We start from the raw sequence: 26,629 nt of genomic DNA on the forward strand, positions 1-26,629 counted from the left end.
CCGGGAAAAGGGCAAGTTCAGCGTGGGGAAAGGGTTGCACAAACCTTTGCAAGAACCGTGCGCGGATGGCCACGCGCCTGGCTGCCGTTCAGGCCAGCAAGTCGGCCAGTGCGCGGGCCACCACCTTGGTGGCGCCGCGCAGGTCGTCCAGGTTCAGGTGCTCATCGGCGCGCTTGGCGTTGGACTCCAGTACCGTGCGCGGGCCGGCGCCGTAAATGACGGCCGGCACACCGGCTTCGCCGTACAGGCGCACGTCGGTGTAGAGCGGCGTGCCAGAGGTGGGAATGGCCTCGCCGAACACGGCTTGCGCGTGTGCCTGCAGGCGGCTGGCCAGCACCTCGTGGCCGGCCAGCGGCTTGAGCGATTCGGCCAGCAGGATGCGCTTGATTTCCACCCGGATGCCCGGGCAGGCGGCCACGGCCTGCTCGATGAGCGCGCGCACCTCGGCTTCCACCGCGGCACTGTTCTCTTCCGGAATCATGCGCCGGTCGATCTTCAGCAGCACCTTGCCGGGCACCACATTGGTGTTGCTGCCGCCCTCGATGCGACCCACGTTCAGGTAGGGGTGGGTGATGCCCGACACCGCCGAGAGGCGCTGGCGCAGCACGTCGTTGTGGGCGTAGAGCGCGGTGAGCAACTGGTTGGCAGCCTGCAGCGCGTCGACACCCGTGTGCGGATAGGCCGCGTGCGAGGCCAGGCCATGCAGCGTGATCTCGAACTGCAGGCAGCCGTTGTGGGCGGTGACCACCTGGTAGCTGAAGCCGGCGGCGATCAGCAGGTCGGGCTTGGTCAGGCCTTGTTTCAGCAGCCAGCCCGGGCCGAGCTCGCCGCCAAATTCCTCGTCGTAGGTGAAGTGCAGCTCCAGCGCACCATGCCGGGGCCGGGCCACGGCCTCCAGGGCGCGCAGGGCGAAGGTGTAGGTCGCGAAGTCGCTCTTGCTCACCGCCGAGGCGCGGCCATACAGCTGGCCGTCCACCACCTCGCCACCGTAGGGGTCATGCAGCCAGCCTTCACCCGGCGGCACCACGTCGCCGTGGGCGTTCAAGGCGACGGTCGGGCCCGGCTTGTTGCCATCAGCCGTGCCGTAGTCGCGGCGCACGATCAGGTTGGTGATGCTCTGCATGCCCTGTTGTTGCACCATCGCGGCGGGCACCGGGTGCTTCACGGCAGGCAGGCCCATGTCGGCCAGCAGCTCAGCCGTGCGGTCGGCGTGGGGCGCGTTGTTGCCGGGCGGGGTGTCGGTGGGCACCTGCACCAGGGCCTGGAGAAAAGCCACTTCCTCGTCGAAGTGCGCGTCGATCCAGCGGTCGATGTCGGTGTGTTGGCTCATGGGGTGAGCTCCTGGGCAAGTTGTTCGATGAGTCGGGTGAAAGCGGCCACCGCCAGATCAGCGTCGTGGTGGGTGACCGATTCCAGCGGGTTGTGGCTGATGCCGCCGTTCTGGCCGCGCACGAAGAGCATGGCCTGGGGCATCAGGTCGTGCAGCTTCATCGCGTCGTGGCCGGCGCCGCTGGGCAGCGTGAAGGCCGGCAGGCCGAGGGCGTTCACGGCCCTGGCCCAGCGTTGCTGCCAGGCGGCATCACTCGGCGCAGCGGCGGCGCGCATGATTTCTTCCAGCTGCCACTGCAGGCCGCGGCGGGTGCAGATGCGCGCCAGCTCTGCCTGCACATCGGCCAGGCAGGCGTCGCGCGCCTCGTTGGTGGTGGCGCGAATGTCCAGGCTGAACTGGCAGCGGCCGGGCACCACGTTGATGCTGCCGTTCGGCACCTGCAGCTGGCCGATGGTACCCACCAGGTCGGGCACGGCGGCAGCGCGTTGTTCCAGATAAAGCGCCAGCTCGGCCACCGCCGGTGCGGCGTCGCGGCGGCGGTCCATCGGCGTGGTGCCGGCATGGCTGGCCACGCCGATGATTTCGCCCAGCAAGCGCACGCTGCCATTGATCGAGGTAACCACGCCCAGCGGCAAATCCAGCTCGGTCAGCACCGGGCCTTGTTCGATGTGGATTTCGACAAAGCCGAGGTAGCGCTGGGCGTCGCGCTGCAGGGCCTTGATCGCGTCCATCGTGGCGGGCAGGCCGGCGGCCTGCATGGCGGCGGCCATGGTGATGCCGTCCGCATCGGCCTGGCTCAGCCAGTCGGGGTTGAACTGCCCCACCAGCGCGGCGGATGCCAGGAAGGTGGCCTTGTAGCGTTGGCCCTCCTCCTCGGCGAAGGCCACCACCTCGATGCCGAAGGGCAACCGCCGGCCTTCGGCGTGCAGGGCCTGCACCACGGCCATCGGCGCCAGCACACCGAGGCGCCCGTCGTAGGCGCCGCCGTTGCGCACGGTGTCGTAGTGGCTGCCTGTGAGCAGCCGGCGGGCGGTGGGCTCGGCCCCGTGGTACACGCCCACCACATTGCCCACGGCGTCCAGGGTCACTTCGTCAAAGCCGGCGGTTTGCATCCAGCCTTGCAGCTGCGCGGCGCACGCCCGGTGCGCGTCGGTCAGGTAGGTGACTGTCAGCTCGCCACGTTCCAGGTAGCCCGGCTCGCTGTGCACGGCCAGCGCTGCGGCCCAGTCCCAGACCTGTGCGCCGGCCTGGGGCGTGTGGCCCAGCTTGTCGTCGAGGCGAATTTCAGCGATGCGGTGGATGTTGCGCAGGCATTCGGCCCGCTCCAGATCGGGCGCGTTGCGCAGGCGCCGGGCAAAGGTGCGGATGATCTCGCTGCGCCCCAGCCCGGTGCCACGCGGCCCGCGCACCGCCAGAATGAACGGGAAGCCGAAACGGGCGTTGTAGGCGGCGTTCAGGGCCTGCAGTTGCTCGAATTCGGCCGGGCTGCAATCGGTCAGGCCGGCGCGTTGCTGCTCGCCGGTCGATTCGGCGGTCAGCGTGCGCGCCACCATGGCCTTGCCGGCCAGCTCCGGGTGCGCACGGATCAGGCCGAGCTGCTCGTCCTCCGAGGCCTCACGCACCACATTGGCCAGGGCCAGCTTCAGGCCGGCCAGGCTGGTGAACGGGCGGGCGGCTGCGGCGCGGCGGGCAATCCAGGGCGAGTGTTCATAAATGCCGTCGAGCAGCACGGCCAGCTCATCGGCGGTGCCTTGGTTCAGCTGCTCAAGTGTCAATGCTGACGGTGAGGCGGAGTGGCTTGCTGCGCTCATGGCGTCATTCCCAGACAAAGGCGGTGGTGGCATCAAAGGGGTGCGTGGTGCGCCAGTGCTGGGCGATGTCGATGCGCCTCGTCACCCAGACGCGCTCATGGGCCTGCACATGGTCGAGAAAGCGCTGCAGCGCACGCATGCGGCCGGGCCGGCCCAGCAGACGGCAGTGCATGCCGATGCTCAGCATGGAGGGCCGTTCGTCGCCCTCGGCGTACAGGACGTCGAAGCTGTCGCGCAGGTATTGGAAAAACTCGTCGCCGTGGCTGAAGCCCTGGGGCAGGGCGAAGCGCATGTCGTTGGTGTCGAGGGTGTAGGGCACGATCAGGTGCGGGGCCAGCTCACCGCTGGTCTTGCGCACCTGCAGCCAGAAGGGCAGGTCGTCGCCGTAGTAATCGCTGTCATAGGTGAAGCCGCCGTGGTCAGCCAGCAGGCGCCGGGTGTTGGGGCTGTCGCGTCCGGTGTACCAGCCGGCGCCGTGCAGCGGGCGGCTGCCATCGGCCGGCAATTGCAGCAGGCGGGCGAAGCTGTCCATCGCCAGTTGCAGGTGCTCGCGCTCTTCGCTTTCGGGCATCTGCTGGTAGTGGATCCATTTCCAGCCGTGGCAGGCGATCTCGTGGCCCAGCTCGACGAAGGCGGCCGTCACGTCGGGGCAGCGCTCAAGGGCGGTGGCCACGCCGAACACGGTGAGCGGCAGGCCGCGCTGCTCGAACTCACGCAGCAGGCGCCACACCCCCACGCGGGCGCCGTATTCGTAGATGCCTTCCATCGACAGATGCCGGGCCGGGTAGCTGGCCGGGTTGAACATCTCTGAGAGGAACTGCTCGCTGCCGGCGTCACCGTGCAGCACGCTGTTCTCGCCGCCTTCCTCGTAGTTCAGCACGAACTGCACGGCGATGCGCGCCTGGCCCGGCCATTGCGCGTGGGGGGGGTGGCGGCCATGGCCGCGCAGGTCACGGGGGTAGGTCACGGGTGGCTCCTTCAGGCGGGCGAGGGCGGCTGCAGCGCATTGGCCAGGCTGCTCACACGCGGGTGCAGACGCAGGTTGCGTTCCACGTTGCCGAGGTGGTCGGCCATCAAGGCGACGGCGGCGTCGGCATCGCGGCGGGCCAGGGCATCGACGATGGCCACGTGTTCGGCCTGCGAGTGCTCGGCCGAGTGGGCGCTCTGGTACATCAGCGAAATCAGCGACGAGCGCGAGAGCAGGTCGCCCAGCAACTCGGCCAGCACCTGGTTGCCCAGCATGCCGGCCAGCAGGGTGTGGAAGTCAGCCAGCAGCCGGGTGCGGCCTGACACGTCGGTGCGGGCCACGGCCGCGGCCTCGTCCTTCAGGTGGCGACGCAGCTGGGCCACCTGGGCGCGGGTGATGCGGGCGCAGAGCTCACGCACCATCGCGGCCTCCAGCATGCTGCGCACCTCGAACACCTGCCGCGCTTCGTCGACGCTGGGCTCGCTCACGAAGGCGCCGCGGGCCGGGGCGAGGGTGACCAGCCGGTCGCGCGAGAGCTGGTTCAGGGCCTGCCGCACGACGGTGCGCGAGACCTGGAAGATGTCGGCGATCTGCTGCTCTGCCAGCTTGGTGCCGGGCATCAGTCGCCGCTCGACGATGGCCGTGGTGATGGCATCAACGATGCGCTGGGTGGTGGTCGATTCGCCGTGGGGCTCGGTACCGGCGGCGGCCAGGGCTTCGTCAGGTGGTGTGGTGGCCGGGGCCGATTCAGCGGAGCCCCCGGCACGGCGCTTGCGTGCAGGGCGTGGGGCAGGGGCGACGGGGGGCGGCATGGTGTGGGCGACGGGTCGAGGGGGCGGTGGGAGCATCAAGGGCGGTGGCTGCACGAGGCCGCTGCTTGCGGTGTATGCCAAAGTGTATACACTTCAGAGCCAATCCACCATGTCTGAATGCCTGCGCCGGCAGCAGCCCATTTTTTGAAAGATCGCCGCCATGGGACGCCTCACCACCCACGTGCTTGACACCATGAACGGCTGCCCGGCTGCGGGCATGTCCGTGAGCCTGTGGCGCCTGCTGCCGGGCCAGCCGCCCGAGGCGGTGTGCAGCCTGCAGCTGAATGCCGATGGCCGGGCCGATGCGCCGCTGCTGCAGGGTGATGCCTATGTGCCCGGCAAATATCGGCTGGTGTTTGGCGTGGCGGCTTACTTCCGGGGCCTGGGCGTGACGCTGCAAGAGCCGCCGTTCCTTGATGAGGTGCCGCTGGAATTCGGCCTGGCCGCAGGATCAGCGAATGCCGAGCAGGCGCCTCACTATCACGTGCCCCTGCTCGTCAGCCCCTGGGCCTACTCCACCTACCGCGGCAGCTGAGGCCACACCCCGCCATGGAAACCTATCTGCTCGACTGGGCCAACCTCCTGCTGCGCTGGCTGCACGTCATCACCGCCATCGCCTGGATCGGCTCTTCGTTCTACTTCGTCTGGCTCGACAACCACCTTGTCCCGCCGGCTGATCCGGCCCTGCGCGACAAGGGCGTGGGCGGTGCACTCTGGGCCGTGCATGGCGGCGGCTTCTATCACCCGCAGAAGTACCTGGGCGCCCCCCCGCGCATCGATTCCGAGCTGCACTGGTTCTACTGGGAAAGCTATTCCACCTGGCTGTCGGGCTTTGCGCTGTTCACGGTGCTGTACCTGTTCAACGCCGGCACGTTCCTGATCGACAAGAGCGTCTATGCGTGGGGGCCGGCGGCGGCCATCGGTGCCTCGCTCGGCCTGCTGGTGGCCTTCTGGCTGGTGTATGACCTGATCTGCCGCGTGTTCGGCCAGCGGCCGGGCGGCGACCGCATCGTCGGTGTGCTGGTGGCGCTGGTGGTGGGTGTGTCGGCCTGGGGCGTGTGCCAGCTGTTTGCGGGTCGCGCCGCGTTCTTACTGGTCGGCGCCATGATGGCCACGACCATGAGCGCCAACGTGGCGATGTGGATCATTCCGGGCCAGCGCAAGGTGGTGGCGGCCATCCAGGCCGGCGCGCCGGTGGACCCGGTGCACGGCCAGCGCGGCAAGCAGCGCAGCCAGCACAACACCTACTTCACGCTGCCGGTGCTGGTGGCGATGTTGAGCAACCACTACGGCCAGCTCTACACCCACCGCTGGAACTGGGTGCTGCTGATCCTGCTGATGCTGTGCGGCGCCTTGATCCGCCAGTTCTTCGTAGCCCGCCACAAGACCCAGGTCAACCACGAGCCTTCGCCCTGGGGCTGGGTGGTGGCCGGACTGGTGCCCTTGGTGGCGGCCATTGCGCTGGCGGCGCCGTGGGGCGCAGCGGGCTCGTCGGCTGCGGCGGTGCCGGCTGCCAACCTGGCGCAGCTGCAAGCCTCGGTCGAGGCCGTGGTGCAGCAACGCTGCGTGATGTGCCACAACGCCCAGGTGCAGAACAAGGGTGTGGCGCTGCACACGCCGGAGTTGCTGCTGCAACACGCGGCGCAGGTGCACCAGCAGGCCGTGGTGCTCAAGGCCATGCCGATGGGCAATGCCACGGGCATCACCGATGAGGAACGAGCCCTGATCGGGCGCTGGTTCCAGGCGCGCCAGGCCACGCCCTGAGCGACCCATTCAGCCACCCATTTGAGCCACGTCGCTCTCACGCAAGGCCCAGGCCCTCCACCCCTCGGGGGATCCTCCGGATTTCGTGTCGGGTGGTCACGCCGCCTTCACGGCGCTTGAGTCAAAATCCGTGCATCAAGAACAGGGGGCTTCAGCCCCGCACGGAGGCGGTGTAGCTGGGAGGCGCACCGTGACATCACATGACCTTTCAACGCTTGTTGCTGGCCATCGGCCTGGTTTTTGTCGTCGCCCTGGGTTGGCGTTATCGCAACGCCCCGATCTTCATGGGCAGTGCCGGGCAGCCGGCTGCCGCCGCACCCGCCATCAAGTTCGACAACGGCACCGTGCGCCAGCAGCCTGATCCGGCTTCAGCTGCCTCGGCCGTGGCGCAGTCCCGGCCCACCGGCCCTGGCGGCATGCGCAAGTGCAAGAAGGGCAGCACGGTGGTCTACACCGACCGCATCTGCCCGCCGGGCACGCAGGAAATGGACATCGGCGGCAACGTCAATGTGGTGGGCGGCGGTGTGCCGGCCGGCGCCAAGAAGGCCCCGGTGGAAGAGCCTGACCTGCGTGAGCAGCGCATCCAGAACGTGCTGGAAGGCCGCGGCGCCCGCTGAGTTCGCGGTGGGCTCAACGCCAGCCGAAGTGCTGGCGCACCTGCTGGGCCGTGGTGTTCACGCCCTGCTGTTTCACCACCGGAATGCGCAGCACCTCACCGGTGCCTTGCAGGCGGATCGGGTCAGCGCCCAGCACCACCACCTTCGGGAATTGCCAGCCGGCCTGCCGCAGCTGATCAACGTACTGCTGCGCATCGGGCCAGCGCTGCGGATCGGTCGGGTTGTGCTGTGGCCACAGGCTGAACAGCACATGCTCGCACCGGCTGCGCGCCACTTCGGTCAGGAAGTCTTGCGGTGAGGTGCGGCTTTCCTGCAGCGCCGACACGCGGGCATACAGCTTCAGCGCGCCACCGCTGCTCAGGTCGATGTCGCGCACATTGCGGTTGAAGCAACCCGTCAGGCAGCGCGCCAGGGTGGACTTGCGGGTGTTGGCGCTGCCCACCAGCAGCCAGGCTTGCTGGCCGCTCATGGGCGACAGCCTTGCTGGTGCCCGATGCCCTTGAGCCAGGCGCGGCGCACGGTGCCGGCGGCGATGGCCGCGGCCACCTGGCGCGAATAGCGCTCGGCGCCGGTCAACTTGCGCACCCAGCCGCGGAACGGCACCACGCCTTCGGCAGCGCCTTGCAGTGCATTCACCGCGGCATTGCCGGCGGCTTGGCCGCCGCGCTCCACCAGGCCCGGATGTTCAGGGTTGGCGGGTGCGTCCAGGTCAGGGCCCAGCACCTCGTCGAGGCCCTTGATCTCGGCCTTCAAGGCCTCGCAGGTGTTGGTGGCCGGCGGTGCGTAAGGCGCCTGGCGGGCCACCTGCAACACCTCCGGGATCGGGGCGTTGACGAGGTTCAGGTCTTTCAGCGGCGCCGTGGCGGCGTCCCCGATGCGGCCGGCGGCCGATGGCTCAGACGATGCGCACCCGACCAACAGAAAAGGGGCCGCAACACAGGACAGCAACAGCACTGAACGGGACATGTTTTTCATGCAACTCAGGATAGCAGGCTGGTGCACCATCGCTTGGACCTGAGTGAGGGATGTGAGCCCGGTGTGACCATCCGGCATCGGGCCTGTTTATTGCTCGCTGCCTGCCCATGCCTGAACCTCTTGAATCCGACCTGCCGATTGCCCACACGCCCTTCGAAGACGCGCAGGCGATCTTCGCCGGCACGCTGTTCGTGTCGCTCGCGCTGATCCTGTTCAACCAGGTCGGCATGATCACGGGCGGCACGGCGGGCGTTGCCTTCGTGCTGCACTACCTGACGGGCATCAGCTTCGGCAAATGGTTCTTCGTCATCAACCTGCCGTTCTATTTCTTCGCGTGGCGAATGATGGGACGGGAGTTCACGCTCAAGACCTTCATCGCGGTCAGCCTGCTCACGGCCTTCACGGAATGGTCGCCCCGCTTGTTCGCGATTGACCGCCTGCACCCGGCCTATGCCGCCGTGCTCGGCGGGCTGCTGCTGGGTGCGGGCTGCCTCTTCCTGGCGCGCCACCGGGCCAGCCTCGGCGGCGCCACCGTCATCACGTTCTGGCTGCAACATGCGCGGGGCTGGCGGGCCGGCAAGGTGCAGCTGATGATCGACATCAGCGTGCTGGCCGTGGCCGCCACCGTGCTGCCGCTGGAGCGCGCCGCCTACTCGGTGCTCGGCGCGGTGGTGATGGGCCTGTTCCTGGCCATCAACCACAAGCCGGGCCGGTATGCGGGGCACTGAGCCCGCTCAGATCAACGCCGCAATCGCCTGTCCCAGCTCGGTGGTGTTGGCCTGACCGCCCAGGTCGGGCGTGCGCGGGCCGTCGCGCAGCACCGTCTCGATCGCCTTGACGATGGCGTCGTGCGCGGCTCGGCCGGCGCCTGTGCCCTGGCCGAGAAAATCCAGCATCAGGGCCGCTGACCAGATCATCGCGATGGGGTTCGCGATGTTGCGGCCGTAGATGTCGGGCGCAGAGCCATGCACCGGCTCGAACAGCGACGGGAAGGTGCGCTCCGGGTTCAGGTTGGCCGAAGGCGCCAGGCCGATGGTGCCGGTGCAGGCCGGCCCGAGGTCCGACAGGATGTCGCCGAACAGGTTGCTGGCCACCACCACGTCGAAGCGCTGCGGCTGCAGCACGAAGCGCGCGGTCAGGATGTCGATGTGCTGCTTGTCGCTGGTGACCGCCGGATAGCCGCGGCCCACCTCGTCGGCCCGGCTGTCCCACCACGGCATGCTGATGGCCACGCCGTTGCTCTTGGTCGCCACCGTCAGGTGCTTGCGCGGGCGCGAATCGGCCAGGGCGTAGGCGTAGTTCAGCACGCGGTCGGTGCCGTGGCGGCTGAACACCGATTCCTGGATCACCACCTCGCGCTCGGTGCCGGCGAACATCACGCCGCCCAGGTTGGTGTATTCGCCCTCGGTGTTCTCGCGCACGATGAGGAAGTCGATCTCGCCGGGGCGCCGGTTGGCCAGCGGGCAGGGCACACCTTCAAACAGGCGCACCGGACGCAGGTTCACGTACTGGTCAAACTCGCGGCGGAATTTCAGCAGGCTGCCCCACAGCGAGATGTGGTCGGGCACGGTGGCCGGCCAGCCCACGGCGCCGAAGAAGATGGCGTCCATGCCGCTGAGCTGGTCCTTCCAGTCGGCCGGCATCATGGCCCCGTGCTGCTGGTAGTACTCGCAGCTGGCCCAGTCGATGTGGGTGAGCTCCAGCGGCAGGCCGAAGCGCTGTGCCGCGGCCTGCAGCACGCGCAGGCCTTCGGGCATGACTTCCTTGCCGATGCCGTCGCCGGGGATGACTGCAATGCGGAACGGGGTGGGGCTCATGGGTGGTCTCCGGGGTGAATGGGTGCCTTGCCGGGCATGAACAGCATCGTAGAGAGCTGCCTCTGCATGCACAATGGCCCGATGTGTGAAGCCTCAGTTCACGGATCGTGAGCAATCCAGCCCCGTCCAATGACGACCTCCGGGTGTTCACCGCGGTGGTGCTGAAATCAAGTTTCAGCGCTGCCGCGAAAGACCTCGGCGCCTCGCCGGCCTACATCAGCAAGCGCATCAAGGTGCTCGAAGACCAGCTGGGCACCCAGCTGCTGCACCGCACGACGCGCCAGGTGGCGCTGACCGAGGACGGCGAGCGGGTGTACCGCTGGGCGCAGCGCATCCTCGACGACCTTGACCAGCTGCTGCAGGAAGTGGGCGGCACCCGGGCCCAGCCGCGCGGCGTGCTGCGGGTGTGCAGCAGCTTCGGCTTCGGCCGCCAGCAGGTGGCGCCGGCGCTGGGGGAGCTGACGGCCCGCTACCCGAAGCTGCAGGTGCGGCTCGATCTGTTTGACCGCCTGGTGGACGTGGCCGCCGAAGGCTTTGATCTGGACGTGCGGGTGGGTGATGACATCGCCCCGCACCTGATCGCCCGGCGGCTGGCCCACAACCACCGCATCCTGTGTGCTGCGCCGGCCTACCTCGCGCAGCACGGCACCCCGCGCTCACTCGATGAGCTCAAGGCCCACGCCTGCCTGGCCATCAAGGAGCGCGATCATCCGTTTGGCGTGTGGCGTTTGCAGAGCGAAGGCCGCGAGCAGATGGTCAAGGTGCAGGGGCCGCTGTCGAGCAATGACGGCGAGGTGGCGCTGCGCTGGGCGCTGGACGGCCGCGGCATCTTGTTGCGTTCGATGTGGCAGCTGGCGCCGCTGCTGGCGTCTGGTGCGCTGGTGCCGGTGCTGCCGGGCTGGGAGCAGCCGGCCAATATCTGGGCGGTTTATCCGGTACGGCTGGAGCGCTCTGCCAAGTTGCGCGCGGCGGTGGAGTTCCTCGTGCAGTGGTTCAAGCCCGAGGCCGTGGCTCAGAGGTGCTTGTAGAAGAAGGTGGTGCCGCAGAAGGTGCCGTCAGGGAAGAGGGCGTAGCGCGGCACCACGCCGGCAGGCGTCCAGCCGGCACGCTGGTAGAGCCGCTCCGCATCGCCACCGGTCACGGTATCCAGCACCAGCACGGTTTTGCCCTCCGCCCGGGCCTGGGCATCCAGTGCGTCCAGCAGTCGTTGGCCCAGGCCGGCGCGGCGCGCCCGGCGGTGCACCAGCATCTTGGCCACATCCGCCCGGTGCGGCTGGTTCGGCGGCTGGGCCAGCACCAGCTGCACGGTGCCGTCGATGCGGCCGTCAGCGGTTTGCGCCACCAGCAAAGCCCGCTCGCCCCGGGCCACGCCTTGCAGCACGCCTTGCCAGAAGGCCCGGGCCTGCGCGGCGGTCAGGTCGGCCATGAAGCCCACCGAGGCACCACCGGCCACGCAGTCGCACAGGACTTCCGCCAGTCCGCTCGCCAACGAATGGGCCAGGGTGCCGTCATCGGCCGCCGCCGCCTGCGCGGTGATGCGATGCACGGTGTGCAGGCTGTCGTCCGTTGAGCGGTGCGGGGTGGGCGCGGTCATGCGTGGCTCCTGTGGGGGTAGTGAAGAACTTGGCGATGGTGGCTCGTCGAGTTTGGCGGGCAAGCCGTTGCGGCTCAGCGCAGCATCACGGTCTGCCGTTTCCAGCCGGCATCTTGCCAGCGCTGGAAGGCACTGAGCAGTTGCGGCGTGCTGGCCTGTTTGTCGATTTCGCCGGTGGCGATGCGGCTCACTTCAAAGCGCCGGTTGTAGCGGCCGTCCACCCGCGCTTCGCGGCTCACCAGCACGCGCGGCTCACCGTCGCCCACCCAGCCTGCAAACTCGACCACGCCAATGTCGGTGCCCAGCGGATTGCCGGTGGCGGGCGGCAGCACGTCCAGCACCCAGCCGTCGGGCGTGCGCTTCATCAGCCAGAGCTCACGCCAGGTGGCCAGCGGCTGCACGGCCAGGCTCACGGCGGTGCCGGCGGTATTCACGCTGGCCGAAGCGGGCCACACCACGCTGAAGGTGCAGTGGCGCAGCAGCGGCTGCTGCGGGCCATGGCTGGCGTCAGTCAGCAGCACGCAGGTTTCGCCGGGCTGGCTGCCGGGAATGGTCAGCACACGCAGTCGCTGGTTGCCTGCGGTGGTCACGGCCACAGCCGGCTCTGCTGCCCAGCGTGAAGCGCCTACGCGCATCGCCGCGTCGTTGAGTTCGATCAGGTCGTCGTCGGTCAGCTCGTTCTTGTTGACTGCCGCAAGTGCGGTGAGTGCGCGTTGGCCGGCTTGTGCGCTGGCGGTGAGCGCAGCAGCTTCCTGGCGCCTTGCCTGCCCGAAGGCCACGCTGGCCCACACACCGGCCCGGCGCATGAAGACGCGCTGGCGCCACAGCTCAGGCAGCGTCGCCATGTCGGCATCCGTCACTCGGTCGAGCACGTCGGCGCGCCAGCGGTCGAGCGCGTCGCGCTGGCTGACCGGTGTGGCCGGGTCGACGCAGTCGTGTCGCGTCAGGCCCAGCGCGGCGCGGGCGCGTTGCTCAGGCGTGGCGGCGGGTTGTGCCAGCACGCGGCGAAACGCCTCGCCGTCGTAACAGATCCGCATCTGCCCGGCCACTTCCAGGCTGAGCCAGCGCACGCCGTAAGTAGCCATGCCGTCGAGTTGTGCGGTCAGGCGTGTGTTCGTGCCGGCCGTGGGCTGCGCATTGCCCGCGGCATTGCTGGAAGAAGCCCGGCGCGCCACCCGGTCCGCCATGCTGCCCAGCGCGTCCAGCGCTTCAACGGTGTCTGCGGCCGGGGTCTGTGCCGGCGCGGCCTTCAGCCAGGCGGCGGCCAGACCGGCGCCCAGCGCTTCCTGGCCCGGCGTGTCGCGCACAAAGCGCAACCAGGCCAGCAACTCGGGCGCATCGGCGGCGGTGGTGCCGGTCAGCTTCACCTGGCTGGCCCGGATGAAGCCGCCGCGCTCACGCCGGTGGTCCCACACCTGCAGGTAGTCCAGCCGCTGGCCGCGCACCTCCAGCGCATCGCCCGCGGTGAGCTGGGCCTGGCTGGTGGCGCTGTCGCGCGGGGCGGCGCGCAGCGGGCTGGCGTCCTGGGTGACGATGGCCAGCGAGGCCAGGGCCGAGAGGCTGAGGGCGATCACCATCACTGCACCTCGCCGGTGTTGGCGTCAGTGGCGGCGGCGGCGTTGTTCGCGGCCGTCTTCTGCATGCCGCCGATCAGGGCGGCGCCGATGAAATCACCGTTGGCCGGGGGCGGGGCGATGATGACCTGGATCTTGTCGCTGAGCTTGTCGGCCATGGTCTTCTGGATCAGCAAGGGGTGGCGGGTGATGAGCGCGCCTTCACGCGCCATCTGTTCGGCATTCACCTGGCCCACCTTCTGCAGGCGGTACACCTCGGCGTCCGCCAGCTTCTGGCGAGAGTCGGCCTCGCCCTGGCTTTCAATGCGGCGCGCCTGGGCCGAGCCTTCGGCACCGCGGATGCGGGCCACCTTCTCGGCCTCGGCTTCCAGCTGGCGCTGCTCGATCTGCTTCTGCTTGAACGGCAGCACGTGCTTCATTGCTTCTTCCTGCGCCTTGGCCGCGATGATCTGTTCGCGGGCCGCGGCTTCGGCGTCCTTCTCGCGGCGCACCTTGTCGGCTTCGGCTTCGAGCGCGGTCTGCTCGACCTGCTTTTCCTTCAGCACCAGCGTGTAGCGCATCTTCTCGGCTTCGAGTTCTTCCGACAGCAGGCGGTCCATGCCGCGGCGGTAGTCGGCCGGCAAATCCACCTTGCCGATCTGCACGCCACGCAGCAGCACGCCGTCGCTGGCCAGGCGGGTTTTCAGCTCGGCGTCGATGTCGCTCTGGATCTGGGCGCGCTTGGTCGAAAAGATTTCGCGCACCGTGTAGCGGGCAAATGCCTTGTAGACCACGCCCTGCACGGCGGGCTGCACCACGTCGCGGGCCAAGTCGTCGGGCAACTGGCTGGCATGGCTGGCGAGGTGGGTGGGGTCGAGGGCATAACGCACCGACAGATTCACGCCCAGCGACAAGCCCTCGATCGACTGGAACGGCGACGGGCCATCGGCCTGCGCGCTGTCGGCCGGGCGCCAGACCTGGTCACGCAGCGTGTAGCGACGCAGTTGCTGCACGCCCGGCACCAGCCACACGCTGCCCTCGGTGAAGGCGCTGGTGCCGCCCGTCAGCACATTGGTGCGGATAGCCATTTCGCCGCGGCCTACGGTGTGCACCGGCGGCGCTTGCGTCAGGCCCCAGGCCACGGCGCCGAGGCCGGCCAGCCACAGCGCGGTGCGGCGAACGCCCCAGGCCTGGCTGCCCAGGCTGCGGGCCAGGCCGCCGAGCTGCCGGCCACCCTGGCCCAGGCGATGGCCCAGGCGTTCACGAAGGGCGGCGGTGATCTGGTTGAGGCGCGGGGTCATGGTCTTTCCTTTTCCGGTGGGCAGCGGGGTGTTGGGCTGCAGGGTGGGCGGTGTTGTTTCTTCGGGCCTTCAGCGGACGCTGTGTTGGCCTGAAATGAATTCTTCCGAGAGCGCCGGGAAGGCAACAGGGCGCCGCGGGGCGCTTGCGCCGGCGGCGGCGGGCGACTTTGCTCCGCCCCCCCGGAAGAAACCTTCACACCGGGCGGCGGGGCCGCAGCCATTGGCCGCCAGATAATCGCCAGCAGCCCCCTGAACCAGAACCCAGCGAAGAAAGCCGCCCATGCACCGCGTTGCCGTGATCGAGGACGACCCGCCCACCAGCGCCCAGTTGCGTGGCTGGATCGAGGCGGCCCGGCCGGGCATCCAGGTCGATCAATGGACCGACCGCGATAGCGCCGAAGCGGCAGTGCTCCGCGAGCACTACGACCTGGTGGTGCTCGACATCGAGCTGGGCCGTGAGCGCAATGCCGGCGTGGCCATCATCAATGCCATCAACAAGCAGCGGGCGGGCACGCCGGTGCTGGTGGTGTCTGCGATGCCGGCGGCCATCTACCGCAGCATCATGAAGGCGCTGGACGCCTGGGATTACCTGCAGAAAACCACCTTCGAGGAAGCCGACTTCGTCGACACCTTCCTCGACATCCTGCGCACCACGACGCGTGAGCCGCGTGCCGCGCGTGAGGCTGCGCCAGCAGCGGCGGCCAGCCCCGCCGCGCCTGCGTCCGAGCTGCTGCTCGACCCCCTGCGCCAGGGTGCGGCCATCTGGCGCGGCCAGCGCATCAACCTGCCGCTCACGGCGCAGCGCATCCTGGCGGCGCTGGTGGCCCGCTCTGGTGAGGTGGTGAGCTACGAAGAGCTCTACCAGGTGGTGAAGAGCGGGCGCAACCGCGACAACATCCGCAAGCACGTCAGCACCATCCGCGAAGCCTTCCGCGACATCGACCCCGCCTTTGACGGCATCGCCAACATCCCCATGCGGGGCTTTCAGTGGACGCCGTGATGCGGCCCTTGATCCCCTTGCGCAGCCGCATTCCGCTGCGCCTGCGGGTGTTCTTCCGCGGCGCCTTCCTGCTGCTGGCCCTGGCCGTGCTGGCGCTGGCCTTGTCGGTGCTGCAGGAAGAAAAACAGCGCAGCTGGAACGCCTACCGCGACAGCTTCGCGAAGACCCAGGCGCAGATCGCGGCGCGGCTGCGCCACCCCACCGGCCAGCTGGCGCTGCTGAACCCGGGCGTGCGGCAGGTGGACGGCGCAGCTACCGTGTCGCCTGTGGTGCTGCCGTTTTCGGCGATCGACTTTGACGACAAGGCCAAGGCCCAGCAGGCCGTGGAAATGGCCGGCTGTCTGGTGCCGTATGTGCGGCAGGGCGAAGACCGTGCGCGGCTGTGTGTGGCGGTGGGCAACAACCCGCGCGCTGGTGGTTTCATCTACACCATCGGCCAGGTGGCCATGGGCGATTTGCTGCCGCGCCGGCTGGGTGAGCGTGACCTGAGCGCGGCGCACCGCCTGCACATCAGCGTCACCATGCGCGGCCAGCACTGGCAATGGCTGGCGCCGTTTGAAGCCGGCACGCCAAGTGAAGCCACTGGCGCCACGCGCGGCCGCCTCACCGGTTTTGCGCAGGCGGAAGACGGCCGCACCGCCGACAAACCGGTGCGTGATTTTCGAGGCTGGCTGTGGCAGGACGACCGCTGCGTGGACGGCAGCCGCCGCGACGACTGCGAGCGCCAGACTTTCTTCTCGGTGCGCCTGCCGGTGGAGCTGTTCCGCGACGAGTTGCAGACCGCGCGCGGCCAGCTGGTATGGCCACCCGCTGACCTCGACCGCATCCAGGTGCGCCTGCAACTGCTGGCGCCGGGCCTGAGCGCACCGCCGGTGTTTGACAGCGCCCAGCCCGGCGCCATGCCGCTGTTCAGCCTCTCGGCCCTGAATGCCTTGCTGCTGCCGGGTGAAACGCTGCGCATCCGCCGCGGCGCTACCGAGGTGGCTCTGCTGGCCGGTGAGGAAGACCGCAGCGAGCCGCTCTCGCCCTTGCTCGATCGTCTGATTCGCCAGTTGCCGGTGGAGGGCGGCGAAGACGCGCTGCGCTCGGTCGACACCATCGACACCCCGCTCGGCCGCTATGAGCTGACGCTGGCCGGTGATGTGCACGGTGTGCAGCGGGCACTGGGCCGCGTGGCCACCCGCATGCTGGGCTTCGTGGGCGCCTTGCTGGCCGCCATCGCACTGACCTGGGCGGCCATCGAGCTGCGGGTGATCCGGCGCATCACCGTGCTCACCAAGCGCGCCGCGGCGCTCTCGCGCAGCGTGAAGGCGCCGGGCGCTGCCGGCGGCCAGCCGGTGGCGCTGGACGTGGCCGACCTGCGCAGCAGCGACGAGCTGGGCGTGCTGGCGGGTACGCTGGCTGATTTGTTGCAGCGGGTGAATGACGACGCCCGGCGTGAGCAGATTCGTGCCGCGCAAGAGAAGGACCAATGGCATGCGGTGGGCCATGAAATCATGTCGCCGCTGCAGTCATTGATGGTGCTGCACGGCAGCCCGGATGACCCGAGCCGCCGCTATATCCAGCGCATGCAGCAGGCGATCAAGGTGCTGTACGGGCAGGCTTCACCGGCCGAGGCCTTTGCCGCCACCACGCTGGGCCTGGCCACGCTGGATCTGAACCAGTTCCTGCAGCATGTGGCCGCCAACGCGCACCACGTCGACATCGACGGCGTGGTGTATGCGCCGAAGCCCCAGCCGGTGCTGGTGCAGGCTGATGAACATGCGCTGGAAGACGTGGTGACGCATGTGCTGCGCAACGCCGCGCGCTTCCGGCCTGCGGGTGCGCCCATCACGCTCGCCATCACGCTCGAAGGGCATGACGGCCATGACCACGTGCGCCTGGACATCCACAATCCCGGCCCGCAGATCGCACCGGACATGCTGGAGCGGATCTTCGAGTACGGCGTGTCGGGCGAGGCCGATGCGGTGTCCCCCGGCCAGCGCGGGCAGGGCCTGTTCGTGGCCCGCACCTGGATGGCCAAGATGGGCGGCACCATCGCCGCGCGCAACACCGGTGATGGCGTGACCTTCGAGCTGCTGCTGGCGCGGGCTTGAGCGCTTCAGGGCAGTGGTTGCTGCTGGCGCCGCGTGAGCCGGCGCAGTGCCTGATCAGTGGCGGTGGTTCGCCAGTTGCACCGCCAGCGCGTTGTGCCGCTCCAGCAGCGGGCCCAGATCGACCGTGGTGAGTTGCCCGTCCCGCACCACCACGCGCCCGTTGACGATGGTGTGACGGGTTTGTGCCGGGGCACACAGCAGCAGCGCGCCGACCGGGTCATGCACCGCGCCACCGGCCATGCCCAGGGTGCGGGTGTCGAACAGGGCCATGTCGGCCGCCATGCCCGGCGCCAGGTGGCCGATGTCGTCGCGGCCAAGCACCCGGGCGCCGCCACGGGTGGCCACGTCCAGCGCATGGCGGGCGGTCATCTCGGCAGGGCCGTGGTCGCAGCCGAAGGGCTCCAGCGAGCGGCCCACGCGGGCCAGCAGCATGGCCTGGCGGGCTTCGCCCAGCAGGTGCGCGGCGTCGTTGCTGGCGCTGCCGTCTACGCCCAGGCCCACGGGCACGCCGGCATCCAGCATGCGGCGCACAGGTGCAATGCCCGAGGCCAGCCGCATGTTGCTGCACGGGCAATGGGCCACGCCGGTGCCGGTGGCGGCAAAGCGGGCAATGCCGGCGGGGTCGAGCTTGACGCAGTGGGCGTGCCACACATCGTTGCCCACCCAGCCCAGGCTTTCGGCGTATTCGGCGGGGGTCATGCCGAACTTCTCGCGGCTGTAGGCCACGTCGTGGTCGTTCTCGGCCAGGTGGGTGTGCATGCGGGTGCGCAGCGCCCGGGCCAGGTTCGCCGATTCGCGCATCAGGTCACGGCTGACACTGAACGGCGAGCACGGCGCGGCCACCACCCGCAGCATCGCGTAGCGGCCCTCGTCGTGGTGGGTTTCGATCAAGCGCTGGGTGTCGGCCAGGATGTGGTCTTCGCGTTCCACCAGCGCGTCTGGCGGCAGGCCGCCGGCGCTTTCGCCCACGCTCATGCTGCCGCGCGCCGCATGAAAGCGCATGCCGATCTGCTGCGCCGCCTCGATGCTGTGATCAAGCCGCACGCCGTTCGGATAGATGTAGAGATGGTCGGAGCTGGTGGTGCAGCCCGAGAGTAGCAACTCGGCCATGGCCACTTGGGTAGACACATGCACCATCTCGGGCGTCAGCCCGGCCCAGATCGGGTAAAGCGTTTTCAGCCAGCCGAACAGCTCGGCGTTCTGCGCCGCCGGAATCGCCCGGGTCAGCGACTGGTACATGTGGTGGTGCGTGTTCACCAGGCCTGGCACCACCACCAGGCCGCGCGCGTCGATCACCTCGTCTGCGGTGGTGGGCAGTTCGCTGGCCGGCCCGATGGCCTCGATCACGCCGCCCCGCACGAACACGCTGGCCCTTGGCCACTCGGTGCGTTGGTCGTCCATGGCCGCGATCACGTCGGCATCGTGGATCAGCAGGGTCTTGGGCGGTGTGGGCGGTGCGGTCGAGGTGAGCGTGGAGGGCATGGTGGTGGCTGCAGGCGCGCTGTTATCGTCAGACTTGGACAGTGTTGCACGGCCCATGCCAGCCTTGGGCGCTGCCGTGCAACGCTGAAATGACCCTGCCCAGAGAGACGCCAACATGCCTGTCATCCCCGTTGCTGCCCCCGATTGGCAGGCCGCCCCGGCCGCGTTCCTGCGGCACCTGTATGACGTGGCCGTGGCCCGCGCGCTGCCCGGCCACATCACCGCAGGCCAGCTGCCCCCGCCGCCGCGTGGCCGCACCGTGGTGCTGGGGGCCGGCAAGGCCGGCGGCGCGATGGCCGAAGCGGTGGATGCCCTGTGGCCGTCTGATGCGCCGCTGACCGGCCTGGTGGTGACGCGCTACGACCATGTGCCCCCCGCCTACCGCGCCCGCCCGGGCCGCATCGAGGTGGTGGAAGCTGCCCACCCGGTGCCCGATGCCGCGGGCCTGGCCGCTGCCCAGCGCATCGCGCAGCTGACCCAGGGCCTGACGGCCGATGACCTGGTGCTGTGCCTGATCTCGGGCGGCGGGTCATCGTTGCTCAGCGCGCCGGCACCCGGCCTGACGCTGGAAGACAAGCAGGCCATCAACCGCGCGCTGCTGCATTCGGGCGCCGCGATCGACGAGATGAACTGCGTGCGCAAGCACCTGTCGGCCCTGAAGGGCGGCCGGCTGGCGGCGATGTGCGCCCCCGCGCAGGTGCTGACGCTGCTGATCTCGGACGTGCCCGGCGACGACCCGGCCGTCATCGCCAGTGGCCCCACCTTGCCCGATGCCACCACCTGCGCTGACGCGCTGGCCATCCTTCGGCGCTACAAGATCGAGGTGCCCGAGGCTGCGCTGCGGGGGCTGGAGAGCGGCGCGTTCGAAACCCCGAAGCCTGGCGATGCCGTGTTCACCGGTCACCAGTGGCGCATGCTGGCCACGCCGCAGATGAGCCTGCAGGCGGCGGCCGATGCGGCCCGTGCAGCGGGCTTGCCGGCGCACATCCTGTCTGACGAAATGGAAGGGGAGTCGCGCACCGTGGGCGGCGTGCACGCTGCGCTGGCGCGCGCCGTGGCCCGATCAGGCCAGCCCTTCAGCCGCCCCTGCGTGTTGCTGTCCGGCGGCGAAACGACGGTGACGGTGCGGCCTCGCGCGCCCGGGCAGCCACGCGGTCGCGGCGGGCGCGCCACCGAATTCCTGCTGGGCTGCGCGCTGGCCCTGCAGGGCCAGGCCGGCGTGTGGGTGCTGGCGGCAGACACCGACGGCATCGACGGCGTGGAACACAACGCTGGCGCACTGGTAACGCCAGACACGCTGACCCGCGCGGCGGCAGCCGGTGTGAGCGCGGTGGAGATGCTCGACGCCAACAATGCCTTCGCCTTCTTCGAGGCCCTCGGCGATCTGGTAGTGCCAGGGCCCACCTACACCAACGTCAACGACTTTCGGGTGGTGCTGGTGTTGTGAGGGGCGAGGGCTGGTCAGCCAATGGCGCCAGAGCAATTGTGACTGGCGCCACTGGTGTGCGACGGGCGGGTGCTGGTTGAGGCGACTCACCTATAGTCCGCCAGCGGGGCTCCGGTCACGGCGTTGCGATGGCGGTGACGTCGTGCGCGCGCAGCCCCAGGAATCTGGAGCTCAACAGTTGCAACCTGACCCCCGCGGCAAACAACGTCTCAAATGGCCCATCTTCGCGGCCATGCAAAACCTCCTCGCGCTGACGCTTCTTGCGGTGTTCACGCTGAGCGGCTGCCAACCCAGCTATGAGGAGGCGGCAAAGCTTGAGGCCATGAAGAAGGCTGAAGCAGCTCGGCGTATCGAGTTGTGTCGAGACAACGACATGGATTCATGTCCGGATGTGGGGCCGCCTCCGATCAAGTCTGTGCCTGGTGTTTTCACAATGCAGAAGTGGAACAACCTCTGGTTCAAGGTTCCAGCGGAGTATCACGGTGCCGGTGGCATGAATTTTCGGTGGCCCAGCAAACGACCGCCTGGCGCGCCACTACCCCGGCCGAACAGCGATGTGAACATCTTCCTGTACATCCGCTCATACGACATACCGCCTGAGCCTCACGGATACCTGAGGATTGAGGCCGCTGAGCGCGAAGGGCGTATTACCGATAGGGTCACGCTGCGGCCCGGGTTGGATCGGCTTCAGTACCGAGATCTTGATTGGGACACCGGCAAGCCGTCGTCATTCGTTTTCACCGAGTACGTTGCGACAACGCGCAAAGATCCGCAAGGACAGCCACCTGTGCTCAGGTGCAAAACCAATCTCGCGGACCCCGAGCAGGCAGGGGGTGGCGGTGGCTTTCTCTGGAGAGACGGCATCTTGGTCGAGATTCTCATTCGCGAGGGCAACATCTGCGAAGACTGGCCTGAGTTGTACGACGAAGTGATTCGACTTCTTGAGCTGATCGAGAAGGTTTAGCGCGAAGCCCCGGGCGACCTCCGGCGCAATGACAACGCTGGCACCCTGTCTTGGCGACAGATCCCCCGACAACTCCACTGGTTGCGCTGTGCAAATTCCCGCAGACATTCTGGTTTTCGACATGGATGGCGTGCTGCTGCAGTCCAACCGGCTGAAGCACGACGCCATGCTCGGGTTGTTCCACATGAACACGGCACAACGGCTGGAGGTGGAGCGCTACAACCTGGGCGCAGGGGGCATACCGCGCCGGCAGAAGTTCGAGCATATCTGGCGCCAGATCCTTGGCCGGTCGTACAGCCCTGCTGTGGAGGCGACGCTGTCTGACGCTTATGCGCAGGCCCTCGAGCATCGCTTGTTGAGCGTGCCACAGGTCGAAGGCGTGCAGGCCTTCATCGAGTCCTGCGGGCGGCCCTGTTATGTGTGCACCGCGGCGCCGGAGGCTGAAGCACGTGAGGTGCTGTCCCGGCGGGGCCTCGCCAGTCTCTTCGCCGGCATTTACGGCAGTGCCAGCACCAAGCAGATGGCGCTCGATGCCATCGCATCGATTTCTCGTCACGCAGTGGATCGCGTGCTGTTCTTTGGTGATTCACGCGCTGATTGGCTCGCGGCCCGCGCAGCCGGGTGCCTGTTCGTTGGCGTCACGCGTGAGAAGAATGATTTCGTGGGCGAGGAATTACCGGTGATCCGAGACTTCCAGGACGCAGTTCGGCTCCATCAAGCGTTTGCCGTGGCAGCGCTGAAATCAACACCCTGCATCCCGCAGACACCGGGCGATGTTGATGCCGGCGCTGCTTGAGCGGTGTGTCGCCTGGATGGGCGCGGTGTGGGTCACGCCCACAAGCGGTAAATCCAGAAGCTCTCGTCCTCGTTGATGCGCTGGCGCAGCTCTTCGGGCGGGAAGCCGGTCACCCGGCGGGTTTCGCGGCACAGGTGGGATTGGTCGGCGTAGCCGGTGTCGGCGGCCACGTCCGTCCAGCGCACCGGGCCTTCGCCCTCGGCGACGGTGCGGAAGAAGGCTTGTTCGGCGCGGCCCAGGCCGCGCAGCTCGCGCATTGGCAGCCCTGTCCAGCCCTTGATGCGGCGTTCGGCCTGGCGCAGGCTGCGGCCCATGCCGGACGCGGCGGCGCGCATCGCCAGGCCTTGTGTCCAGTCGCTCATCGATACCCACGCCGACCCGGCTTGCGGCCGGGCCGCGGCCCAGCGCGGCGCGAGGAAGGCCTCGATGAGATGCACGCGTGTGGCGTCGTCGGACGCGGCCACCACCGAGGCGCTGAGCGCCTGCCAGTCGGGGCCGAGGGCTTCGTGCAGCGGCACGAAGCGGTTGATCCACTGTGCTGGCTCCAGTCCGGTCAGGGCATGCACCGCATCGGGCAGCAGCATCAACATCATGCCGTGCCCTTCGGGCGAGTTGCGCGAGATGGTGGGCCGCGTCACCGGCCCCGCGAAGTAGACATCCGGCACCGGCTGTGCCGGGCTCTCCGGCGCGGCTGGCCAGCCTGGCTCCAGCAGTGCCGAATGGCCGCTGAAGAACCAGCTGATCGAGCACAGCGGCGAGGCCGGGAAATGGTTGTAGTGCCAGGCCTCGGGCCAGTGGTGGCCGAGGCCCACCGTGCTGCGCGTGACGACGGCGCGCACGCAGTGGCTGAGCGACCAGTGCGGCAGCCACAGGCATGCCGGCGCGCGGTTGCGCTGGGCGAGCAGCGGGCTGGGAGGGGTGGCGAGGTAGGCCATCGAACCAGTGTAGGTTGGGGCCACGGTGTATGGGACGAAGCCCCGCTGGTGTCGTGATCGTTCAATACAGTGCGCTGTCTATCGCCTAATCTGGCTCCCATGCACCCGACCGAAACACATCCCCCCGGCCCACCCAGCACGTGGTGGGGCCTGCCCCTGTTGCGCGCGATGTACCGCGACTACCTCGGCTTCACCGCCGGCCTGCAGCGCGACCATGGCGATGTCGTGCTGATGCGCCTGGGCAACGATCCCAGCTGGGATCTGTTTCACCCCGACGACGTGCGCTGCGCGATGGTCGAGCATGCCGACCATCTGGTGCGCTGGGAACGTGGCGTGGAGGTTTTTTCGCAGGCCTTCGGCCAGGGCCTGCTGGTGGCGGAAGGCGAGCACTGGCGACGCCAGCGCCGCATGCTGGCGCCGGGCTTCTTGCCCCGCCGGGTACAGGGCTACGCGGCGCTGATGGTGGATGCCGCCCGCGCCGCGCTGGACGCGGCTGTGCCCGCTGGGCAAGGCAGCGCCGAGCAGCCGGTCGAGGCGCTGTTCAATGCGCTGACGATGGACGTCATCATGCGCACGCTATTCAGCAGCCGCGCCCCGGCGCAGGCCAGCGCTGCCGCCGAGGCCACGCAGGTGCTGTCGCGCAGCGCGATGCAGGAGATGTTCTGGCCGTTCTCGCTGCCCGACTGGTTGCCGCTGCCGCACAAGCGCGCCAAGCGCCGGGCGATGGCGGTGCTGACCGGCCTGATCGACGGCCAGATTGCTGCCCGCCAGGCGCTGCCGCCCGAGCAGCAGCCCGGCGACGACCTGCTGGCCATGCTGCTGGCCGTGCGCGACGAGGATGGCAGTGCGCTTGGCAGCGATGAGCTGCATGACCAGTGCATGGTGATGTTCCAGGCCGGCCACGAAACCAGCGCCACGGCGCTGCTGTGGTGGAGCTGGCTGATGGCCACTCACCCACAGGCCGCACAACGTGCACAGGCCGAGGTGGACGCGGTGCTGGGCGGCCGTGACCCGTCGCCTGCCGATTTGCCGGCGCTGCCCTGGCTGGGCGCCACGCTGAAGGAGGCGATGCGCCTGTATCCGCCGGTGGCGGCGCTGATGACCCGCCGGGTGCGCACGCCCTTCCAGCTGGCTGGCCGCACGGTGCCCGCCGGCACGCTGCTGCGCGTCACGCCGTGGGTGATCCAGCGCGATGCACGCTGGTTCGCCGAGCCCGAGGCCTTCCGGCCTGAGCGCTTCCTGGCGGATGCACCTGAGACGCCGCGCAGCGCATGGCTGCCCTTCGGTGTCGGGCCGCGGGTATGCATCGGGCAGCACTTCGCGCAGCTGGAGATGACCTTGGTGGCGGCCTTGCTGCTGCAGCGCTACACCCTGCACACGCCGGCGGGTGCACCGGCGCCGCAGCCGCGGATGTATGTCACGTTGCGTCCGGCAGCGCCATTGCCCTTGCGCCTGCAGCGGCGTGCATCGGTGGTGGCACCAGCGGTGTGATGCGCCCGGGCGATCTGCAGTTCAGCAGGCCCAGCTGTCGGTGAACGCATCTGCCGCGAGAGGCCGCGTGCGGAGGCTGCCTGCCTGCAGAACCACCGGCTCGGCCTGTCCGATGTGCAGCTGCCACTGCAGCGGGCCTTCCAGCTGCAACGGCAGCATCAGGCGGTGCAGCTGTTGCCCGTCGGCTGTGCGGAGGTCGCTGCTGCGCAGTCGCCCGCGCAGCAGCGCCCAGTCGATCGGGGTGCTGGCGCCGCCAGCGGTTGCCAGGGCCAGATCGACCACCAACGGCCGCACCCAGCCGGTTTCTTCATGCACGCCGCTCGCCCGGGTGACGGCCGCGGCGCTGAAGGTCAGCGTCAGGGTGTCACCCTCGGCGTTGATCACGGCCAGCGCCAGTTCGCTGTCTTCCGGCAACCAGCGCAAGGCGCTGTCAGCCATGCTCGAAGCCGGTCAGCACGGCCGCCACGTTCTCGCCAATCTCTGCGACGGCGTAGCCGCCTTCCAGGATGAACAAGGTGGGGCGCCGCAGGGCGGCGATGGCGGCGCCCAGACGCCGGTATTCGGGCTTGTCGAGCCTGAACTTGGAGATCGGATCGCCCACGTAGGTGTCCACGCCGAGCGAGATGATCAGCAGCTCAGGCGCGTAGGCCTGCACCTGGCTGCAGGCTTGCGAGAGGGCGTCGAACCAGCGCTCATTCGTGCAGCCGGCGGGCAGCGGGTAGTTGTGGTTGAAACCCAGCCCGGCGCCTGCGCCCAGCTCATCGGCGTGGCCGAGGTAGAAGGGGTACTCGGTGCGCGGATCGCCGTGCAGGCTGAGGAACTGCACGTCGGCGCGGTCATAGAAGATGCTCTGCGTGCCGTTGCCGTGGTGGTAGTCGACATCGAGGATGGACACGCGCTGCGCGCCCTGGTCGATGGCGGCCTGCGCGGCCACCGCGGCGTTGTTGATGAAGCAATAGCCGCCGAAGAAGTCAGGCCCGGCGTGGTGGCCGGGCGGGCGGGCCAGCGAAAACGCGGCGCGTGCGCCTGCAGCCACGTGGGCCTGCGCGCTCAGGGCCAGCTGCGCACCACTCAGCGCCGCTTGCCAGCTACCGGCCGTGAACGGCGTGCCGCTGTCGAACGAATACATGCCGAGCTGGGCCTGGAAGTTGTCGGGCTCCACATCGCTGCGAAAGCCGCGGATGGGCCAGACGGAGGGGATGGCGTCGGTTCGGTTGCCCAGGGCCGTCCAGCGCTCCCAGGCGCGCTCCAGAAAAGCCAGGTAGCGGGGAGCGTGCACGCGCGAAAGCGGCGCCATTGACACCTCGCTGGCGGGCAGCACCGGCCCGATGCCGGCAGCCTGGACGGCCTTCAGCACGAAGTCGGCCCGCTCCGGCTTTTCGAAGCAGGGCACTTTTTCGCCGCGGAAGAATTCGAACTGCCCGGCATGGGCGCGGTGGGCATCGCTGTAGAAGATGTGCATGGGCCAATTCTGGCGCGCCGGCGAATTGGCGTGCAAAAACCTTGTTCTTTGTCATATCGCTGTCACGCGGGCTCGCCACAATGGGAACCACTGCGACACACCAACCGACTGCACCAATGGGCAGAGTACCGGAACCCGTCACCGGCGTTGCAGAACCCCGCGCAGCTGAACGCAGCACGGTAGCCACGGGCCACTTCGGTGGCCCTTTGCTTTTGTGCGATCGCTTTCTTGTCTGCAACGGCTCTCGGAGCTGTGTTGCTGCGATGCCTCTCGCACCGGGATGAGCGCTCCTCGGCGCCACACCGCTGTTTGAAGCGGATTTACCCTCAAGCGCACACCAGCCCCGCCTGTCGATAATCGGCGCGTTGACCGCCAGACAGTCATCCGCTAACTTGCGTGCCGTGTTGTTGCCCTC

The 26,629-nt window shown here is 68.6% G+C and carries 25 protein-coding genes; 11 read left to right on the forward strand and 14 right to left on the reverse strand.

All coding sequences use genetic code 11. The features are described from left to right. Positions 1-88: 88 nt before the first annotated feature. Genes AACH00_RS14550 through AACH00_RS14565 form a run of 4 tightly spaced genes read right to left on the reverse strand, consistent with a single transcriptional unit; the run spans position 89 to position 4,920 of the window. Entirely contained in the window at positions 89-1,330 is a 1,242-nt protein-coding gene (locus tag AACH00_RS14550) for a M20/M25/M40 family metallo-hydrolase (RefSeq protein WP_341399886.1), read from the reverse strand. After that, on the reverse strand, positions 1,327-3,141 hold the full coding sequence (gene uraD / locus AACH00_RS14555) for a 2-oxo-4-hydroxy-4-carboxy-5-ureidoimidazoline decarboxylase (protein WP_341399887.1): 1,815 nt from the start codon (positions 3,139-3,141) through the stop codon (positions 1,327-1,329). The genes AACH00_RS14550 and uraD overlap by 4 nt, the downstream gene beginning before the upstream one ends. 4 nt (positions 3,142-3,145) lie before the next feature. After that, entirely contained in the window at positions 3,146-4,108 is a 963-nt protein-coding gene (gene puuE / locus AACH00_RS14560; RefSeq protein ID WP_341399888.1) for an allantoinase PuuE, read from the reverse strand. An 11-nt stretch (positions 4,109-4,119) separates the two neighbouring features. Beyond that, complete coding sequence (locus AACH00_RS14565) at positions 4,120-4,920, reverse strand: GntR family transcriptional regulator (protein ID WP_341399889.1); 801 nt, start codon at positions 4,918-4,920, stop codon at positions 4,120-4,122. A 160-nt stretch (positions 4,921-5,080) separates the two neighbouring features. Between AACH00_RS14565 and uraH the strand changes: the two genes are divergently transcribed. The 3 genes from uraH to AACH00_RS14580 all read left to right on the forward strand — a co-directional run bounded on the left by uraH (position 5,081) and on the right by AACH00_RS14580 (position 7,301). After that, positions 5,081-5,455 carry a hydroxyisourate hydrolase gene (gene uraH / locus AACH00_RS14570; protein WP_341399890.1) on the forward strand — a complete coding sequence of 125 codons (375 nt, stop codon included), beginning with the start codon at positions 5,081-5,083 and terminating at the stop codon, positions 5,453-5,455. Between the two features lie 14 nt (positions 5,456-5,469). Beyond that, complete coding sequence (locus tag AACH00_RS14575) at positions 5,470-6,684, forward strand: urate hydroxylase PuuD (RefSeq protein ID WP_341399891.1); 1,215 nt, start codon at positions 5,470-5,472, stop codon at positions 6,682-6,684. A gap of 200 nt (positions 6,685-6,884) precedes the next feature. Further along, positions 6,885-7,301, forward strand: a complete 417-nt coding sequence (locus AACH00_RS14580) for a hypothetical protein (RefSeq protein WP_341399892.1) — start codon at positions 6,885-6,887, stop codon at positions 7,299-7,301. 13 nt (positions 7,302-7,314) lie between these two features. On the opposite strand, the gene AACH00_RS14585 is transcribed toward AACH00_RS14580, so the two are convergent. Then, the gene (locus AACH00_RS14585) at positions 7,315-7,770 is read right to left on the reverse strand and encodes a hypothetical protein (protein WP_341399893.1); all 456 of its coding nucleotides are present in this window, start codon (positions 7,768-7,770) and stop codon (positions 7,315-7,317) included. Further along, on the reverse strand, positions 7,767-8,267 hold the full coding sequence (locus AACH00_RS14590; protein ID WP_341399894.1) for a hypothetical protein: 501 nt from the start codon (positions 8,265-8,267) through the stop codon (positions 7,767-7,769). Before AACH00_RS14590 ends, AACH00_RS14585 begins: the two co-directional genes overlap by 4 nt. 116 nt (positions 8,268-8,383) lie before the next feature. Between AACH00_RS14590 and AACH00_RS14595 the strand changes: the two genes are divergently transcribed. Beyond that, complete coding sequence (locus AACH00_RS14595) at positions 8,384-9,004, forward strand: YitT family protein (RefSeq protein WP_341399895.1); 621 nt, start codon at positions 8,384-8,386, stop codon at positions 9,002-9,004. Positions 9,005-9,010: 6 nt separating this feature from the next. Here the strand turns inward: AACH00_RS14595 and AACH00_RS14600 are convergent, their stop codons facing one another. Then, complete coding sequence (locus AACH00_RS14600; protein WP_341399896.1) at positions 9,011-10,093, reverse strand: tartrate dehydrogenase; 1,083 nt, start codon at positions 10,091-10,093, stop codon at positions 9,011-9,013. A gap of 107 nt (positions 10,094-10,200) precedes the next feature. On the opposite strand from AACH00_RS14600, the gene AACH00_RS14605 reads away from it, so the two are divergent. Continuing rightward, positions 10,201-11,121, forward strand: coding sequence for a LysR substrate-binding domain-containing protein (locus AACH00_RS14605; RefSeq protein ID WP_341399897.1), 921 nt, complete (start codon positions 10,201-10,203; stop codon positions 11,119-11,121). Here the strand turns inward: AACH00_RS14605 and AACH00_RS14610 are convergent. The 3 genes from AACH00_RS14610 to AACH00_RS14620 form a co-directional block, all read right to left on the reverse strand. Next, a complete protein-coding gene (locus AACH00_RS14610; RefSeq protein ID WP_341399898.1) occupies positions 11,106-11,687 on the reverse strand; it encodes a GNAT family N-acetyltransferase in 582 nt (193 codons plus the stop codon). The genes AACH00_RS14605 and AACH00_RS14610 overlap by 16 nt on opposite strands. Before the next feature lie 74 nt (positions 11,688-11,761). Beyond that, the gene (locus AACH00_RS14615) at positions 11,762-13,264 is read right to left on the reverse strand and encodes an SH3 domain-containing protein (protein WP_341399899.1); all 1,503 of its coding nucleotides are present in this window, start codon (positions 13,262-13,264) and stop codon (positions 11,762-11,764) included. After that, positions 13,264-14,541 carry an SPFH domain-containing protein gene (locus tag AACH00_RS14620; RefSeq protein WP_341399900.1) on the reverse strand — a complete coding sequence of 426 codons (1,278 nt, stop codon included), beginning with the start codon at positions 14,539-14,541 and terminating at the stop codon, positions 13,264-13,266. The genes AACH00_RS14615 and AACH00_RS14620 overlap by 1 nt, the downstream gene beginning before the upstream one ends. Before the next feature lie 280 nt (positions 14,542-14,821). Here AACH00_RS14620 and AACH00_RS14625 point away from each other — a divergent pair, with 280 nt between their 5' ends. Next, positions 14,822-15,541 carry a response regulator transcription factor gene (locus AACH00_RS14625; RefSeq protein WP_341399901.1) on the forward strand — a complete coding sequence of 240 codons (720 nt, stop codon included), beginning with the start codon at positions 14,822-14,824 and terminating at the stop codon, positions 15,539-15,541. Further along, positions 15,541-17,637, forward strand: a complete 2,097-nt coding sequence (locus AACH00_RS14630) for a sensor histidine kinase (RefSeq protein WP_341399902.1) — start codon at positions 15,541-15,543, stop codon at positions 17,635-17,637. Before AACH00_RS14625 ends, AACH00_RS14630 begins: the two co-directional genes overlap by 1 nt. A gap of 54 nt (positions 17,638-17,691) precedes the next feature. On the opposite strand, the gene AACH00_RS14635 is transcribed toward AACH00_RS14630, so the two are convergent. Then, positions 17,692-19,119 (reverse strand): 8-oxoguanine deaminase, encoded by a 1,428-nt coding sequence (locus AACH00_RS14635; protein WP_341399903.1) that lies wholly within the window; start codon positions 19,117-19,119, stop codon positions 17,692-17,694. A 115-nt stretch (positions 19,120-19,234) separates the two neighbouring features. Here AACH00_RS14635 and AACH00_RS14640 point away from each other — a divergent pair, with 115 nt between their 5' ends. The 3 genes from AACH00_RS14640 to AACH00_RS14650 all read left to right on the forward strand — a co-directional run bounded on the left by AACH00_RS14640 (position 19,235) and on the right by AACH00_RS14650 (position 22,326). After that, positions 19,235-20,566, forward strand: coding sequence for a glycerate kinase type-2 family protein (locus AACH00_RS14640; RefSeq protein ID WP_341399904.1), 1,332 nt, complete (start codon positions 19,235-19,237; stop codon positions 20,564-20,566). Positions 20,567-20,798: 232 nt separating this feature from the next. Next, positions 20,799-21,530 (forward strand): hypothetical protein, encoded by a 732-nt coding sequence (locus tag AACH00_RS14645; RefSeq protein ID WP_341399905.1) that lies wholly within the window; start codon positions 20,799-20,801, stop codon positions 21,528-21,530. Between the two features lie 88 nt (positions 21,531-21,618). Beyond that, positions 21,619-22,326, forward strand: coding sequence for an HAD family hydrolase (locus AACH00_RS14650; protein ID WP_341399906.1), 708 nt, complete (start codon positions 21,619-21,621; stop codon positions 22,324-22,326). Positions 22,327-22,358: 32 nt separating this feature from the next. On the opposite strand, the gene AACH00_RS14655 is transcribed toward AACH00_RS14650, so the two are convergent. Further along, positions 22,359-23,261 carry an AraC family transcriptional regulator gene (locus AACH00_RS14655; RefSeq protein ID WP_341399907.1) on the reverse strand — a complete coding sequence of 301 codons (903 nt, stop codon included), beginning with the start codon at positions 23,259-23,261 and terminating at the stop codon, positions 22,359-22,361. A gap of 99 nt (positions 23,262-23,360) precedes the next feature. Here AACH00_RS14655 and AACH00_RS14660 point away from each other — a divergent pair, with 99 nt between their 5' ends. Next, positions 23,361-24,752, forward strand: a complete 1,392-nt coding sequence (locus AACH00_RS14660; protein ID WP_341399908.1) for a cytochrome P450 — start codon at positions 23,361-23,363, stop codon at positions 24,750-24,752. Positions 24,753-24,773: 21 nt separating this feature from the next. On the opposite strand, the gene AACH00_RS14665 is transcribed toward AACH00_RS14660, so the two are convergent. Beyond that, positions 24,774-25,190, reverse strand: coding sequence for a hypothetical protein (locus AACH00_RS14665; protein ID WP_341399909.1), 417 nt, complete (start codon positions 25,188-25,190; stop codon positions 24,774-24,776). Further along, positions 25,183-26,214 carry a histone deacetylase family protein gene (locus AACH00_RS14670; protein ID WP_341399910.1) on the reverse strand — a complete coding sequence of 344 codons (1,032 nt, stop codon included), beginning with the start codon at positions 26,212-26,214 and terminating at the stop codon, positions 25,183-25,185. The genes AACH00_RS14665 and AACH00_RS14670 overlap by 8 nt, the downstream gene beginning before the upstream one ends. Positions 26,215-26,629 lie beyond the last annotated feature (415 nt).

This window comes from Ideonella margarita (assembly GCF_038066635.1).
Classification (GTDB): Bacteria; Pseudomonadota; Gammaproteobacteria; order Burkholderiales; family Burkholderiaceae_C; genus Ideonella; species Ideonella margarita.